The 15,330-nt window shown below is 68.7% G+C and carries 13 protein-coding genes; 10 read left to right on the forward strand and 3 right to left on the reverse strand.

Annotated elements, in window-relative coordinates; translation table 11 throughout:
- Nucleotides 1-2: 2 nt before the first annotated feature.
- From ABIE65_RS14605 to ABIE65_RS14620, 4 genes are all read left to right on the forward strand, one after another.
- On the forward strand, nucleotides 3-1,856 hold the full coding sequence (locus tag ABIE65_RS14605) for a sodium:solute symporter family protein (protein WP_354078637.1): 1,854 nt from the start codon (nucleotides 3-5) through the stop codon (nucleotides 1,854-1,856).
- 98 nt (nucleotides 1,857-1,954) lie between these two features.
- A complete protein-coding gene (locus tag ABIE65_RS14610) occupies nucleotides 1,955-2,251 on the forward strand; it encodes a YggT family protein (protein WP_354078638.1) in 297 nt (98 codons plus the stop codon).
- Between the two features lie 7 nt (nucleotides 2,252-2,258).
- Nucleotides 2,259-2,582 (forward strand): hypothetical protein, encoded by a 324-nt coding sequence (locus ABIE65_RS14615; protein ID WP_354078639.1) that lies wholly within the window; start codon nucleotides 2,259-2,261, stop codon nucleotides 2,580-2,582.
- 90 nt (nucleotides 2,583-2,672) lie between these two features.
- A complete protein-coding gene (locus ABIE65_RS14620; protein WP_354078640.1) occupies nucleotides 2,673-3,056 on the forward strand; it encodes a hypothetical protein in 384 nt (127 codons plus the stop codon).
- Between the two features lie 19 nt (nucleotides 3,057-3,075).
- Here ABIE65_RS14620 and ABIE65_RS14625 read toward each other — a convergent pair whose 3' ends face one another.
- The gene (locus tag ABIE65_RS14625) at nucleotides 3,076-4,503 is read right to left on the reverse strand and encodes a protein adenylyltransferase SelO (RefSeq protein ID WP_354078641.1); all 1,428 of its coding nucleotides are present in this window, start codon (nucleotides 4,501-4,503) and stop codon (nucleotides 3,076-3,078) included.
- 60 nt (nucleotides 4,504-4,563) lie between these two features.
- Entirely contained in the window at nucleotides 4,564-6,693 is a 2,130-nt protein-coding gene (locus tag ABIE65_RS14630) for a T6SS phospholipase effector Tle1-like catalytic domain-containing protein (RefSeq protein ID WP_354078642.1), read from the reverse strand.
- A gap of 237 nt (nucleotides 6,694-6,930) precedes the next feature.
- Here ABIE65_RS14630 and ABIE65_RS14635 point away from each other — a divergent pair, with 237 nt between their 5' ends.
- The 3 genes from ABIE65_RS14635 (at nucleotide 6,931) to msrA (ending at nucleotide 9,562) form a co-directional block, all read left to right on the forward strand.
- Nucleotides 6,931-8,082 (forward strand): acyl-CoA dehydrogenase family protein, encoded by a 1,152-nt coding sequence (locus ABIE65_RS14635; RefSeq protein ID WP_354078644.1) that lies wholly within the window; start codon nucleotides 6,931-6,933, stop codon nucleotides 8,080-8,082.
- A 120-nt stretch (nucleotides 8,083-8,202) separates the two neighbouring features.
- On the forward strand, nucleotides 8,203-8,907 hold the full coding sequence (locus tag ABIE65_RS14640; RefSeq protein ID WP_354078645.1) for a DUF1223 domain-containing protein: 705 nt from the start codon (nucleotides 8,203-8,205) through the stop codon (nucleotides 8,905-8,907).
- A 7-nt stretch (nucleotides 8,908-8,914) separates the two neighbouring features.
- Entirely contained in the window at nucleotides 8,915-9,562 is a 648-nt protein-coding gene (msrA, locus tag ABIE65_RS14645; RefSeq protein WP_354078646.1) for a peptide-methionine (S)-S-oxide reductase MsrA, read from the forward strand.
- A 21-nt stretch (nucleotides 9,563-9,583) separates the two neighbouring features.
- Here msrA and ABIE65_RS14650 read toward each other — a convergent pair whose 3' ends face one another.
- A complete protein-coding gene (locus ABIE65_RS14650; RefSeq protein WP_354078647.1) occupies nucleotides 9,584-10,426 on the reverse strand; it encodes an alpha/beta fold hydrolase in 843 nt (280 codons plus the stop codon).
- A 99-nt stretch (nucleotides 10,427-10,525) separates the two neighbouring features.
- Between ABIE65_RS14650 and ABIE65_RS14655 the strand changes: the two genes are divergently transcribed.
- The 3 genes from ABIE65_RS14655 to ABIE65_RS14665 are packed head-to-tail and all read left to right on the forward strand — an operon-like array spanning nucleotide 10,526 to nucleotide 15,328.
- Nucleotides 10,526-11,677: a CaiB/BaiF CoA transferase family protein gene (locus tag ABIE65_RS14655; RefSeq protein ID WP_354078648.1), complete on the forward strand. Its 1,152-nt coding sequence runs from the start codon at nucleotides 10,526-10,528 to the stop codon at nucleotides 11,675-11,677.
- A gap of 19 nt (nucleotides 11,678-11,696) precedes the next feature.
- Nucleotides 11,697-14,102 (forward strand): penicillin acylase family protein, encoded by a 2,406-nt coding sequence (locus tag ABIE65_RS14660; protein ID WP_354078649.1) that lies wholly within the window; start codon nucleotides 11,697-11,699, stop codon nucleotides 14,100-14,102.
- A complete protein-coding gene (locus ABIE65_RS14665) occupies nucleotides 14,099-15,328 on the forward strand; it encodes a threonine ammonia-lyase (RefSeq protein WP_354078650.1) in 1,230 nt (409 codons plus the stop codon). Before ABIE65_RS14660 ends, ABIE65_RS14665 begins: the two co-directional genes overlap by 4 nt.
- The last annotated feature ends 2 nt before the right edge of the window (nucleotides 15,329-15,330 follow it).

Below are 15,330 nucleotides of genomic sequence, written 5' to 3' on the forward strand. Positions count from 1 at the left end.
CCATGGCAGCGCGATCGGGTGCTGGTGACTTCACCAGCAATCTCGGCCGGATCTACGGCATCTACACCGGCGGCTTCCTCGGGTTCGTCATCCTGCTGGCGATCCTGGAACAGGTCGGCGTCCCGAACAGGATCATCGGCTATCTGTTCGTCTTCTTCACGCTGGCCGTCTATGCCGGCATCGGCATCCTGTCCCGAACCATGCAGGTGTCGGAATATTATGTCGCCGGCCGGCGCGTCCCGGCGGTCTACAACGGCATGGCGACCGGCGCCGACTGGATGTCGGGCGCGTCCTTCGTCGGCATGGCGGGCACGCTCTACGCCCTGGGATATGACGGCCTCGCCTATGTCCTCGGCTGGACCGGCGGGTACGTCCTTGTCGCGGTCCTGGTAGCGCCGTACCTGCGCAAGTTCGGCGCCTACACCGTGCCGGACTTCCTGGCGGCGCGCTTCGGCGGCAATATGGCGCGTTTCCTGGGCATCATCGTGCTGCTGTGCTGCTCGTTCACCTATGTGGTGGCGCAGGTCTATGCGACGGGCATCATCGCCTCGCGCTTCCTCGGCATCAGCTTCGAGGTTGCGGTCTATGTCGGCCTCGCCGGGATCCTGCTCTGCTCGATGCTGGGCGGCATGCGCGCGGTGACCTGGACCCAGGTGGCGCAGTACATCGTGCTGATCGTGGCGTACCTCGTCCCGGTCGTGCTGCTGTCGACGCAGAAATACGGCCTGCCGATCCCGCAGTTCACCTATGGACAGGCTCTGCAAGACATCACCGCCCTCGAACAGCAGATGCTGACGAACGGACTCGCCACGGCAGGCACGCTTAAGGCTCATTTCGCGCCGTTCACCAACCTCGATCCGTTCAACTTCTTCGCCCTGATCTTCTGCCTGATGCTGGGCACCGCATCGCTGCCGCACGTGTTGATGCGCTACTTCACGACGCCGTCCGTCCGCGACGCGCGAAAGTCGGTGGCGTGGTCGCTGCTCTTCATCTTCATCCTCTACTTCACGGCGCCAGCCTATGCCGCCTTCGCGAAGCTGGAGGTCTATCAGAACGTCATCGGCGTCTCGATGGACGCCCTGCCGCAGTGGATCTATACCTACGGCAATCTCGGCCTGGTCAAGGTCTGCGGCGTCAATGCGACGGCGCTGGAGGCGATCCGGGCCGCGTGCGTCGCCACCGGCAGTGCCGACAACATCCTGGCCCACGCCGACCTCGCGATTAACAACGACGTCATCGTCATCGCGATGCCGGAGATCGCGGGCCTGCCCTACGTCATCGCGGGCCTCGTCGCGGCCGGCGGGTTGGCGGCGGCGCTGTCGACGGCGGATGGCCTGCTGCTAGCCATCGCCAACGCGCTCAGCCACGACATCTACTACAAGATGATCGACCCGAACGCCGCGACGAAGCGGCGCCTGGTGGTGGCGCGTACGCTGCTGGTCGTCGTGGCGGTCTGTGCCGCCTGGGTGGCGGCGACGAAGCCGGCCGACATCCTGTCGATGGTGGCCTGGGCGTTCTCGCTGGCGGCGGCAGGCAACTTCCCGGTGATCGTCCTCGGCATCTGGTGGAAGCGCTGCACCACGGCCGGCGCGGTTTCCGGCATGATCGTCGGCTTCGGCATCACGCTCTTCTATCTGGTCATGACGAAGTATGGCGGCATGCCGCTCTGGGGCATTCCGGGCGTCACCGGTGGGATCCAGAACATCTCCGCCGCGATCATCGGCCTGCCATTCGGCGTCGCCGCGATGATCATCGTCTCGCTGATGACCCCGGCACCATCGCGGGAGATGCAGGACTTCATCGACGAGATCCGGCGGCCGCGGGGCCCGACCGTGATGGTCGAGAAGACGACCTGACCTTCGGAGGAGGGCGGGGACGCCTCCCGCCCTCCTCTGCCGTCCGCGCCGCCTGCCATCGCACCGGCGCCCCTGCCCGACGATCGGAATACCTGTCCTTGGGAACATCCTTCTGGCTGTACGCGCTGCCGAACTATGCGATGGCGGCGCTGATGTATTCGCTGCTCGCGCGCTACGTGCTCGCCTTCTTCATGGCGCCGGACACCGGCAACTACATCTACCGATTCTTCGTACGCATCACGGACCCGGTGGCCGCGGCGGTCAGGTTCGTCAGCCCGGCGGCGGTGCCGGCGCAGGTGATCCTGCTGTTCGGCATCGTGTGGCTGCTGATCCTCCGCTTCGCCTTTTTCCTCGCCATGACCGGGGCGGGGCTCGCCCCCACCCTGGAGGGCTGAGGCGTCGATGAGCGGCACGCCCTTCCTGCCCGTCATCCTCGGGCTCGCCATCCTGAATGGGATATTCTCGCCGTTCCTGGTGTTCACCGCCCGGCTGATCCTGCTGCATCTGGCACCGGCCCTGCTGTTCCTCGGGCCGGTGACCGTCGCCTTCTTCGCGTCCCTCCTGGCCGCGACGGCGGCGCTGGTGCTGGCCGGCGTTCCGGCGGCGCTCTTCGAACGCGTCACTGGTCGGCGGCAGACGGATGCGGCTTCGGCGGCGGTGTGGCTGGTCAGCCTCGGGGTCATCAGCTTCCCCGCCCTGCGACAGGCAGGTGCGTTGCTGTTCTGAGGTGCCGACGACGGTCCGCGGCCGGGTGGCAGCGCATTTGCAGGGAGGTGGCGGGTGTCTGCATCGAACGAGAGCAACGCGGGATCGGGTATGAACGACGTCAGGGATGCCGCCTTTCTGAGCGTCGGGCGCGGCGTCGCCTATGCCGGCTTCGCGATCCTCACCCTGATGCTCAGCCTCTCCTTCGACCCGGTCATGGCGCTGAAGAGCGGTGGCGTCCTGCAGCTGCTGCTGTTCGCCGCGCTGATGCTGAAAGCGCAACGCATCCAGGCACGCGACTACCGCCACACGGAGACGTGGTCATTGCTGGATCGCGCGAAGCGTCCGGACGAGCGCTTCGCCGGCCGCGTCGTCGTCGACGCCCTGCGCGAGGCCTGCCACTGCTTCGCGCGCTGGACCGCCGGCGCCGCCGTCGCCACCTGGATGGCCGCGATCCTGCTCCGGCTGATGGGGGTCGGCGGACCGGTGGTGTGAGCGGCCGAGCCTGCCGCGCCTACGGCGTTGCGCGGCCGTAGGCCTCACCCATCGCACGGATCGCCGCCACTTTGTCATAGAACATCGTCCAGTCGTCGTCGCGGGCGATGGGATCCCAGATCGCCTCCACCTCCTCGATCAGCATCGTGCAGGGCTGGCCGCCCGTGAAGTAGGCGTGATCGGTGCGGGCATCGGGAGCGGGATCGAAACGATCGAGGGCCACGCGCACCGGTTGGAAGTCCGCCGTCGCATAGAGCGGGGCCGACGGGCCTGACGCCGCGCGGGGTGCGGCGAGGCCGCCGCCGTACCAGTCGAACAGCGTCTGCTCGAAAGGTGCCCCGCTCTGCCGGAGAAAGCTCCACAGCGCGCGCACCAGTTCGGCATCCGCCTCGGGGCCGGCGGAGACGATACCGAGCCGCCGAAGGGCCTCCTCGGTGAACATGCGATGGAAGGCGGGCTCGAAGCCGTCGAGCACCGCCTGGAGCGCCGGCGTGTCCGCCACCGGCACGAGGCATTCGGCGAGCCGCGTCAGGTTCCAGGCGAGCGTCTCCGGCTGACGCCCATAGGCGTAGAGGCCGGTCTGGTCGAAATAGGCGGCGGTGAAAGCCGGATCGAGCAGCGGCAGGAAGCGCCAGGGACCGTAGTCGAAGCTCTCGCCGGTGATGTTGATGTTGTCGCTGTTGAGCACGCCGTGCACGAAGCCGGCGACCATCCACTGCGCCCCCATCCGCGCGACGCGTTGCACCACCTCTTCCAGGAAGGCCGCCGCGCGCGCCGGCCGCTCCTCGCGCCATGCATCGGGTATGTAGGTGCGGATGCAGTGGTCGAGCAGCCGGCCGATATTGTCGGTCTCGTCCAGGAAGAGCAGCCGCTGGAACGTGCCGATGCGGATGTGCGAATGGCTGAGGCGCACCAGCACCGACGATCGCGTCGGCGACGGCTCGTCGCCGCGGACGAGGTCCTCGCCGGTCTCGATCAGACTGAACGACTTCGACGTCTCGACGCCGAGCGCCTCCAGCATCTCGGTCGCCAGCACCTCACGCACGCCGCCCTTCAGCGTGAGGCGTCCGTCGCCGCCGCGCGACCAGGGGGTTCGCCCGCTGCCCTTGGTGCCGAGATCGAGCAGGCGGCCGTCGGACCGGTCGTGCAGTTGCGCGAACAGGAAGCCGCGGCCGTCGCCCAGGTCGGGATTGTAGGTGCGGAACTGATGGCCGTGATAGCGCAGTGCCAGGGGCCGTTCGAAGCTGCCGGGAATGGGCGTGAAACGGCCGAAATGGTCGATCCACTCGCCGTCCGTCAGCCCTTCCAGCCCGACGCGCGGGGCCCAGCGGTCGTTACGGAAGCGCAGGTCGTGGCGCGGAAAGCGGGCGGCGTCGACCGGATCGAAGAAGTCGCCGCCGAGGCCGGCATGGGCGGTGGAGGCGCGGATGTCGTGCGAGACAGGCATGGAGCTCCCGGATCCTGGGTTGCCCTCACACTTGGCGCGCCCGGCGCGACGAACAAGGCGTCAGGGTGCGGTCGCCCCGCCGCCGGCGGCGGCGGGCGCCGTCCAGACCGCCGCCCGGGGGTCGCCGGGCCGGAACTGCAGCAGCCATGCCGGCGTCGCGGGATCCGTCTCGCGAAGGCGCTCGATGCGCAGCCGGATGCCGCCGCTGTTGTTGCTGGCCGTCTGCCACCAGTCGTTGGCGAAGAGATAGAGCAGGCCGCCATGCGCCTCGTTGCGCAGGATCACGGCGTCGCCCGGCGCGTGGAGGTCGCGGCCGATCGGCGCCAGTTGCCCCGTCAGTTCCTCCGGATCGCTCACGAAGAGGAACTTCACGAGCAGACGCCATTCGCGTTCCAGCAGAGCCCATCGCCGCGGATGCGCCACGGTCGCCACCAGCCGCATCCAGGGCTCCGTCCTGAGCCGAAGGCCGCGGCCGGCGAAGCGGCGGATGTCGCCGCCGGCCGCCCGCTGACCGTCGGGTCCGCACGCGTCCTTCTCGGCATCGCGCCACAGACCGCCGACATAGGTCAGCCGGTATGCCGCGCCGGCTTCGATCGCGAAGCCGGTACGGTCCCATTCGCGATGCGCCTGGGTGACGAAGTCGCGGCTCTCGCCCGGCGCAAGCCGCAGGATGTCGGGCCGCCCGAGACGCTGGTGCATGATCTCGGCGCGGGCCACGACCGCGTCGTGCAGGTAGGATCCGTGCGGTCCGGTGCTGTCTCCCGGCAGCGGATGCCAGCGCGGCCAGCTGCCGAACAGCTTCCAGCTGGGGTTGCGGGTCAGTTCGTCGTGCATGCGGGCGAGCGGATCGGGGCGCATGTTCTGCCGGGCGTCCTGCCGGAACACCAGCCCATGCCGCTCCATCGCGTCCATCATCCAGCCGAGCGGAATGTCCGAAAGGCCGGTGGTGGCGTAGCCGCCGCCGATGTCACCGTGCGCGCCGCGGAACCAGACCTGCTGCACGACGGTGTCGGCGGGTGCCAGCGGCGGGTCGAAGAGCGTCGGGAAGAACTGCGAGCGCCGCTCGTCCATGGCGAGGGCATGGTAGACGAAGCGGCAGACGGCGGCCGGATCCGTCGCGAAGGGGATGTTGCGCCAGATCGGGAAGACGCGGAACCACCAGCCCCACAGCGGGACGCCGAGCGACGCCACAGTGTCGAAGACGCCGAGGAACTCCACCCGGACATCCTGGTGCATCATGTCGTGCCGAAGCGCCAGCGCGTCGCCGGGCTTGTCCCGGATGCGGTAGAGCTGCACCACCTCGGGGGCGTAGCGGATGTTCTCGGCGCGCAGCAGGCCGCAGCGCGAGATGACCCCGGCGATGCAGCGGGCGGTGAAGGCGCCGCGCGAGAATCCCACGAGATAGATGCGGTCGCCCGGCCGGTACTGGCGCACGATCTCGGTGTAGCCGCGGATGATGCCCTCGCTGACCCCGGCGCCGAACGCACCCTCGAACAGCTTCAGCAGCCGGCTGCCAAATGCGGCGACCTTGGCGCCGGTATCGGTGCCGACCGCCTCGAGCACCTTGTGGGTGCGCCGGGCCTGCCGCGCCGTCGAGGAGGTGTCGGACCCGACGCCCGCCTGGTACCAAGTCACCTGCGTCTCGTCGCAGACCAGGGTGTAGTAGAGCTTCCAGACATTGGTGGTGGCCGGGCTGCCCTCCTCCTCCTGGTCCGGACGGTTGCCGGTGCCGTCGCAGCAGATGACGATGCTGCGGCCGCCGACCTCGCCGGGCGGCGTCGCCGGCTCGGCCGGGCCGGCCAGATCGAGCAGGTGGCGCTGGCGCAGCAGGGCGCCCCAGGCGGCCGACGTCTGCGAGAAGGTGCCGACGATCGCCGCGATCGTGCCGAACACCAGGGGCACGATCAGCGACCACTCCCATATCGCCGCCGTCGTCGGCGACCAGTTCTCCGGATCGGGACGCAGCGCGAGGTACAGGAGCCACGTGGCGACGAGGGTGCCGGCCGCGACCAGCAGCGACACGACGCCGAGCAGGGCGACGCAGGCGTTGCGCGGACCGCCGTGCAGCGGCCAGAGGCGCTCCAGCCGCCTGAGCACGAGGCGCATGCAGAGCGTTGCGATCCACCAGACCGCGACGATGATCGCGACGGCGGCGGTGACGATCTGCCCGAGCATGATCAGCGGCCGCATTCGTGCCTCCCCCGACACCGAGCTGCATCCAGGCAACCGTGGCACCCTCGGCGGCACCACAATGTGAGCGCCCTCACTCGGAGCAGTGTCGTGCAAAATTCGCGGCGAATACAGGCACACCCGGCGCCGGTCCCCATCGGCCATTGCGTCTTCCGCCGAGGCGCGCAAAGGTCGCCGCAACGGGCGCAGGGCCGCCGCATCCATCGCCGGCGGCCCGCATTTCAGGGACGGAACGAGATGCTCTTCACCCACGAACACGAGGAACTGCGCCGCACCGCGCGGCGGGTCATCGACACGCACGTCAACCCCTTCGTCGACCGGTGGGAGGAGGAGGGCATCTTCCCGGCGCACCAGGTCTTCAAGGCGTTCGGCGACGCCGGCCTGCTCGGCATCACGAAGCCGACGGCGTATGGCGGCCTCGGCCTGGACTACACCTACAACATCGCCTTCACCGAGGAGCTCGGGCACATCCGGGCCGGCGGCGTCGGCATGGCGCTCGGCGTGCAGACCGACATGTGCACCCCTGCCCTCGCCAAGTACGGCAGCGACGCCCTGCGCCGGGACTGGCTGGCGCCGACCATCGCCGGCGACCTCGTCGGCTGCATCGGCGTGTCGGAGGAGAGCGCCGGGTCGGACGTGGCGCAGCTGAAGACCTTCGCGCGCAAGGACGGCGACGACTACGTCATCACCGGCTCGAAGATGTGGATCACCAACGGCACCCAGGCCGACTGGATGTGCATGCTGGCGAACACCTCCGACGAGGGCGGTCCGCACAAGAACAAGTCGCTGATCGTCGTACCGATGAAGAGCAAGGGCGTCACGGTGGCGCGCAAGCTCGACAAGCTGGGCATGCGTTGCTCGGACACGGCGCAGCTCTTCTTCGACGAGGTGCGCGTGCCGCAGTCGAACCGCATCGGCGAGGAGAACCGCGGCTTCCTCTACCAGATGGAGCAGTTCCAGGAGGAGCGGCTGCTGGGCGCGGTCAAGATGATCAAGCAGCTCGAGGAGATCATCGAGGAGACGCTGGACTACACGAACACACGCAAGGCGTTCGGCCGGTCGATCCTCGACAACCAAGTCGTGCAGTTCAAGCTGGCCGAGCTCCAGACCGAGGTGGAATGCCTGCGCTCGCTGGTCTACCGGGCCGTCGAGCGCTACGTCGCCGGCGAGGACGTGACGCGCCTCGCCACCATGGCGAAGCTGAAGGCGGGCCAACTCGGAATGACGGTGCCGTCGGAGTGCCTGCAGTTCTGGGGCGGTCAGGGCTACATGACCGAGAACCGCGTCAGCCGGGTCTTCCGCGACGCGCGCCTCACCGCGATCGGCGGCGGCGCCAACGAGATCATGCTGCAGATCCTGTCGCGGATGATGGTGAAGGGCGTGCGCTGAGCGGCAGGGTTGCCGCCGCCGCTCACGGCCTTATGAAGAGAGCCGGCGTCGATCCCGCTTGGCAGGGCGTCGGCGCGGCGCCAACTCCTCGCTGAACGAGATCGAACGGCGGAGAGGCGGATGTCCCCTGCACGCGCGTTGCTCCTCACGGCTGCCGCCGTCGCGGCGATCGCCGCTTCGGCGCTCCGGGGCGGCGCCAGAGCAGCGGACCGGCCGGTGGTCGTCGAACTGTTCACCTCGCAGGGTTGCTCGTCGTGCCCGCCGGCCGAGGCGTTCCTGCTCGACCTGACGGAGGAGCGCGACGACGTGATCGCGCTCGCCTTCCACGTCGACTATTGGGATCGGCTGGGGTGGAAAGACCCATTCTCCTCGCCCGCCGCCACGCAGCGCCAGCGGACCTATGCCGCCCAACTCGGCCGCAGAAACATCTACACGCCGCAGATGGTGGTCGACGGCCGCGCGGACGTCATCGGGTCCGACCGCGCCGGCGTGCGGTCCGCCATCGCCGAAGCCGAGAAGAGCTTGGATTCCGTTCCGATTGCCATACGGCGCACCGACGGTAAGGCCGAGGTCGCGGTCGGTGCAGGGAGCGGTGCCGGAACGGTCTGGCTGTTCGGCTACGACGCCAGGCGCCGGACCGAGGTGCGGCGTGGCGAGAATGCCGGCCGCACGATCGAACAGGCCAATCTGGTGCGCGCCATCGTCCCGGCGGCAGCGTGGGTGGGCGAGCCCGTCACGGTAAGCGTCGCGGACCCTGAAGGCGAGCAGCTGGTCGCCATCGTTCAGACGGCGGACGGCACCATCCTCGGCGCCGCCCGCCAGTGAGGATCATATGAAAAAGCATCCGAGCCCGAACCGGTGGGCGCCGCGCTTTCGGACCATAGCGACCCTGGCGGTGGTGCTGATCACCGCCACAGCCGCGGTGGCGCAAGCGCCCAAGTCCGGCGAGACGAAGCCGCAGACCCAGACCGCGATCTTCGCCGCCGGCTGCTTCTGGTGCGTCGAGGAGGCGTTCGACAAGGTCGAGGGCGTGGTCGAGACGACTTCGGGCTATACCGGCGGCACGGTGCCGAACCCGACCTACGAGCAGGTGTCGTCGGGCGGCACGGGCCATACCGAAGCGCTGGAGGTTCGATACGACCCCAGCGTCGTCGGCTATGAGGAACTGCTCGACACCTTCTGGCGGAACGTCGACATGTTCGACGCAGGCGGCCAGTTCTGTGATCGGGGCAGCCCCTATCGCAGCGCGATCTTCGTCGCAGGCGACGCGGAGCGGCGCATGGCGGAGACCTCGAAGCAGAAGATCGCAGAGAAGTTCGGCCGCGAGGTCGTCACACCGATCCAGCCCGCGGCCCCCTTCTACCCGGCCGAGGACTATCATCAGGACTATCACAACAAGAATCCGCTCCGGTACAACTACTACAAGTGGGGCTGCGGCCGGGCGGCCCGGCTGGAAGAGATCTGGAAGGCGGGCGGCTGAAGCCCCGTCGAGGCTGAGCCGTCACGCCGTTAGGAAGCGCCGCACAGCCTCGATCTGCGGCGCATCGACCAGAGCCGGCGTGTGGCCGATGCCCTCGATCTCGATCGCCTCGCAGCGCGGTCCACGGCGCTGCATCTCGGCGACCGTATCGGCGCGCAGGAGGTCGGATACGCCGCCGCGCAGGACCAGCACCGGCGCGCGGATGGCATCCCACAGTTCCCACATCGCGATGTCCGCCTTCGGCGCGTCGGCGAGCGACCAAGCGATGCCCGGGTCGTAGTTCAGGCGATAGGTGCCGTCGGCCTCCCGGCGCAGTTGCACCTCGACGAAGCGGCGCCATTGCGTCTCCGTCATCGGGCCGAAACCCTTGGCCACGGCACGGATGGTGGCAAAGGCCGTATCGAAGTCCGGAAAGCGCGCGTCGCGCCCGACATAGCCCGCGATCCGCTGCAGCCCCTCGACCGCAACCACGGGCCCGATGTCGTTCAGCACCATACGCCGGATCGGCGCGTTCGGCAGACTGGCCAGCATCATGCCGATGATGCCGCCCATGGAGGTGCCGATCCAGTCGACCTCGGCCGCGCCCGTGGCGGCGACCATCGTCGCCATGTCGCTGCAGTAGAGCTTGTAGTCGTAGAACTCCTTGACCGTCAGGTAGTCGCTCTCGCCGCGTCCCACGATGTCCGGGCAGACGACCCGGTAGACGTCGCTCAACGCCGCGGCGATCTCGTCGAAGTCGCGGCCGTTGCGCGACAGCCCGTGCACGCAGACGAGCACCCGCGGGTTTCCAGGATCCCCCCATTCGGTGTACGCGATGCGGTGGAACCCGGCCGGGCCGAGCGTGCGGAAACTACGTGACCTCATGGACATGTCCCACTACCCTCCGGCCGCGTTCGTGTGGAGTTTCGCTCAGGTCGGCCGCTCGCCGCGTCGATCCTAGCGCCGACAACCGAAAGGACCAGCATGACCGCTTCCGGACCGCTCAGCGGCGTGACCATCGTCGACCTCACCCGCGTGCTGGCGGGGCCCTTCTCCACCATGATCCTCGCGGATCTGGGCGCCCGCGTCATCAAGGTGGAGACGCCCGGCACCGGCGACGATGCCCGCGAATACGGGCCGTTCGTCGGCGGCAAGTCGGCCTACTTCATCTCCGTCAACCGCGGCAAGGAGAGCATCGCCCTCGACCTGAAGAAGGACGAGGATCGGGCGGTGTTCGAGAAGCTGCTCGCCAAGGCCGACGTCGTCGTCGAGAATTTCCGGCCGGGCACCATGGAGAAGCTCGGCTACGGCTGGGACACGCTGCACGCCAAGTATCCGAAGCTGATCTATGCCGCCTGCTCCGGCTTCGGCCACACAGGTCCGCATTCGAAGCGTCCGGCCTACGACATGGTCGTGCAGGCGATGGGCGGCATCATGAGCATCACCGGCCAACCGGGCGGCGAGCCGACGCGCGTCGGCATGTCGATCGGCGACGTCGCCGCCGGCCTCTACACAACGATCGGCATCAATGCGGCGCTCTACGACCGCGCAACCACCGGCGAGGGCCGCAAGGTCGACATCGGCATGTTCGACGTGCAGATGGCGCTGATGGAGAACGCCATCGTCCGCTACTCGGCGACCGGGGAGATCCCGGGCCCGCTCGGCGGCCGCCACCCGTCGATCACGCCCTTCCAGGTCTTCAAGACCCAGGACGGCCACATGATCGTCGCCGGCGGCAACGACACGATGTACCGCCGCTTCTGCGAGATCATCGAGCGGCCAGACCTCGCCACGAATCCGCTGTTCGCGACGAACCGGCTGCGCAACGAGCACCACGACGCGCTGGAGGCCGAGATCCAGGGCGTACTGACGACGCGCCCGACCGCGGCATGGCTCGAACTGCTCGACGCCGCGGGCGTGCCGGCGAGCCGGATCAACGACGTCAGCCAGGTGATGCAGCATCCGCAGGTCGAGCCGCGCAACATGGTGATCGACGTGACCGACCCGAAGGCGGGCAGCCTGCGCGTCGCCGGCAACCCGGTGAAGATCTCCGGCTACGACGACCCGACCAGTCGACCGACCGCACCCGACGTCGACCAGGACCGCGAAAAGATCCTGCGCGAACTCGCGGGCTGAACCAGGAACGACGCCTCTCATGCACCGCGTGCTTCGCCGGATCGTCTTCGGTCTCGCCGGCGTGGCCGCGGTGCTCGTCCTGGCCGGAGCGGCGGGATGGTTCTGGCTGGGGACATCCCTGCCCGACCTCGACGGCGACATCGCGCTATCTGGTCTCGACGCACCCGTCACCGTGGCGCGCGACGCGCACGGGATCCCTTTCATCCAGGCGGGGAGCGAACGCGACGCCGCGTTCGCCCTGGGCTTCGTCCACGCGCAGGACCGGTTCGCGCAGATGGAGCTGACGCGCCGGGTCGGCGCCGGGCGGATGGCGGAGATCCTCGGCGCCGATCTGGTGCCGATGGACAGCATGATGCGCACGTTCGGCGTCTATCGGCTGGCCGCCGCCGATGCCGCCGCGCTGCCGGCATCGGTCAGGACCCACCTGGAAGCCTATGCCGCCGGGGTAAACGCCTGGATGCGGACCGATCACGGGGCGCTCCCGCCCGAGTTCTATGCCCTCTGGTTCGAGCCCGAGCCCTGGAGCGTGACCGACAGCCTCGTGTGGATCCGGCTGATGGCCCTGCGCCTGACCGGGAACTGGAACACCGAACTGCTGCGCGCCGGCCTGCGCCGTCACGTGCCGGAGGATCTCATCGAGAACCTGTTTCCCGAGGCGGAGGGACCTTCGACCCTGGCGAGCGGGTCGGCGGGCCGGCCGGCCGGCGCCAGAGGGGTCGAAACTGGAGGGGACGAAACCGATACGGCCGGCCTCTGGCGGGAAGCCGGACCGGGATGGCGGGCCGAGGGCGGCTCGAACGTCTGGGCGCTATCGGGTGCGCGCACCAGCACGGGCGGTCCCATTCTCGCCAACGACCCGCACCTGGGCATCGGCGCGCCCGCAGTCTGGTACCTCGCGCACGTGGAGACGCCGGACCGCGTGCTTGCGGGCGCGACGGTGCCCGGCCTGCCCTTCCTGGTGCTCGGGCACAACGGCAAGGTGGCCTGGGGGCTGACAACCACCCACGGCGACGCGAGCGACCTGTTCGTCGAGCGTCTCTCCAAGACCGACGACTCCGTATACGACACGCCCGAGGGCGTTCGGCCGTTCTCGGTGCGAAACGAGGTCATCCGCGTCCGTTTCGCCGAAGACGTGCTGCTGCAGATCCGGAGCACACGCCACGGTCCCGTGATCTCCGACGTGAATCCCGCCGCAGCGGAAGCGGCCGGAGACGATCATGTGCTCGCGCTCAGGAACTCCGCCCTGCTGCCCGGCGACCCCGGCGCGACGGCGCTCTACCGTGTCAATCGCGCAAACAATGTCGCCGAGGTCCGGGAGGCCCTGCGGGCGATGCGGGCGCCCCAGCAGAACATCGCCTATGCCGACTCGCACAGCATAGGCCTGTCCATGCCGTCACAGGTCCCGATCAGGCGCTCTGGCGACGGCGCCGACATCACGCGCGGCTGGACCGGCGATCACGACTGGACCGGCTTCGTTCCCTTCGAGGAACTGCCGCACGTCGCCGATCCGGAGTCCGGGATGATCGTCAACGCGAACAACCGCGTGGTCGGCCCTGCCTATCCTCACTTCATCAGTCGCTTCTGGCCCGACGGATACCGCGCCGAACGGATCGAAGACGTTCTCTCCGATGCCGGCCCCACCGACCTGGCCTTCAGCACGGCGCTTCAGCTCGATATCCGGTCGGGCACGGCCGGGACGCTGCTGCCCGTGATGATCGACCCCGCCGTCGCCGATGGAGGCAATGCCGAGGTGCTCGACGGCCTGAGAAAATGGGACCAGTCGATGGCCGTCGACCGCTGGGAGCCGCTCGTCTACGAGGCGTGGCTCCGGGAGGCGACGCGCGCGATCTTCGCAGACGAACTCGACGAGGCCTTCGAGGAATGGTGGGGCGCGCGGCCGGAAACGCTGCTCCACGCCCTGACCAGCGAGCAGACGCTGTGCAACGACACCCGCACGCCCGACGTCGAAACCTGCGGCCAGACGTTGGCGGCGGCACTGCGAGCGGCGCTCGACTGGACCGCGGCGCGGTATGGCTCCGACCGCCGCAACTGGCGCTGGGGCGATGCGCACATGGCGACGTTCCGTCACCCCGTCTTCGGCAGGGTGCCTCTGCTGGGTGACCTGACCAACATCCGGACGCCCGCGGCGGGCGGACAGCACACCGTCAACCGCGGCGGGTTCATGGTAACGGACCCCGTGGCACCGTTTGAGATGGTTTTCGGCCCCGCCTATCGCGCGGTCTACGATCTGTCCGATCTCGATCGCTCGCTCTTCATCGTCGCTCCAGGCCAGTCCGGCAACCCGCTGTCGCCGCACTATGGCGATCTGGTGGACGTCTGGCGCGAAGGACGCTACCTGACCCTCGTCCCGCCGGACGATCCGGCACATATGCTGCGCCTCATGCCGGCCGGAACGGAACGATGACGGTAACCCTAGCGGACATCGAAACTGCCGCCGCAACGCTGACGGGGCATCTGGTCGACAGCCCGTGCGTTCGCTCACGCACGCTGTCCGATATCTGTGGCGCGGATATCTGGCTGAAGCTCGAGAACCTGCAGTATACCGGCTCCTTCAAGGAGCGCGGCGCGCTCATCCGGCTTCTCGCACTGTCCGAGGACGAAAAGCGACGCGGCGTGATCGCCATGTCGGCGGGCAACCACGCCCAGGGCGTCGCCTATCACGCGACCCGGCTCGGCATCCCCGCGACCATCGTGATGCCGGCGGCCACGCCGATGGTGAAGATCCGCAACACCGAACTGCTGGGCGCCAACGTGGTGGTCAGGGGCGACAGCCTGGACGAGGCCTATGCCCTGGCACGCGCCACGGCGAGGCGCGACGGCCTGACCCTCGTCCATCCCTACGACGACGAGAGGATCATCGCCGGCCAGGGGACCGTCGCGCTGGAGGTTCTGCGCGACGGCCGGGACTTCGACACGATCGTCGTGCCGATCGGTGGCGGCGGGCTGATCTCCGGTATCGCCATCGCCGCCAAGGCGTTGCGCCCCGAGACGGAGATCGTCGGCGTTCAGGCGGCGCTCTACCCGTCGATGCTGTGCGGCCTGCAGGGCCGCTCCGTCGAATCCGGCGGGCCGACGATCGCCGAAGGGATCGCCGTCAAGCGGCCCGGCACCATCACCATCGAGATCATCCGGCGCCTCGTCGCAGAGATCCTGCTGGTCAGCGAGGCCCATCTCGAGCACGCGGTGCAGCTGATCGTCGAAATCGAGAAGACGGTCGCCGAAGGCGCGGGCGCCGCACCCCTCGCCGCCGTCCTGGCGAACCCAGCACGCTTTGCCGGAAAGCGGGTCTGCCTGATCGTCAGCGGCGGCAACATCGACGCTCGGCTCCTCGCCTCCGTGCTGATGCGCGGCCTGGTACGCGCCGGACGCCTGATGCGCCTGCGCGTCGAGGTGAGCGACCAGCCGGGCAGCCTCGCGCGGATCGCCGCGTGCATCGGCGGCCTGGGCGGCAACATCCTGGAGGTGCACCACCAGCGCTGGTTCTACGACGTGCCGATCAAGCTGGCCGAGGTCGACATCGTCGTCGAGACGCGGGATGCCGATCATCTGACGCGTATCGTCGCCGGCCTGGGCGAAGCCGGCTTTCGCGCACGCGCCCTCAGCAGCCGTGCCGAGGGCGATGCGAGCTGACG

Origin of the sequence: Constrictibacter sp. MBR-5 (assembly GCF_040549485.1) — a bacterium.
Taxonomy (GTDB): Bacteria; Pseudomonadota; Alphaproteobacteria; order JAJUGE01; family JAJUGE01; genus Constrictibacter.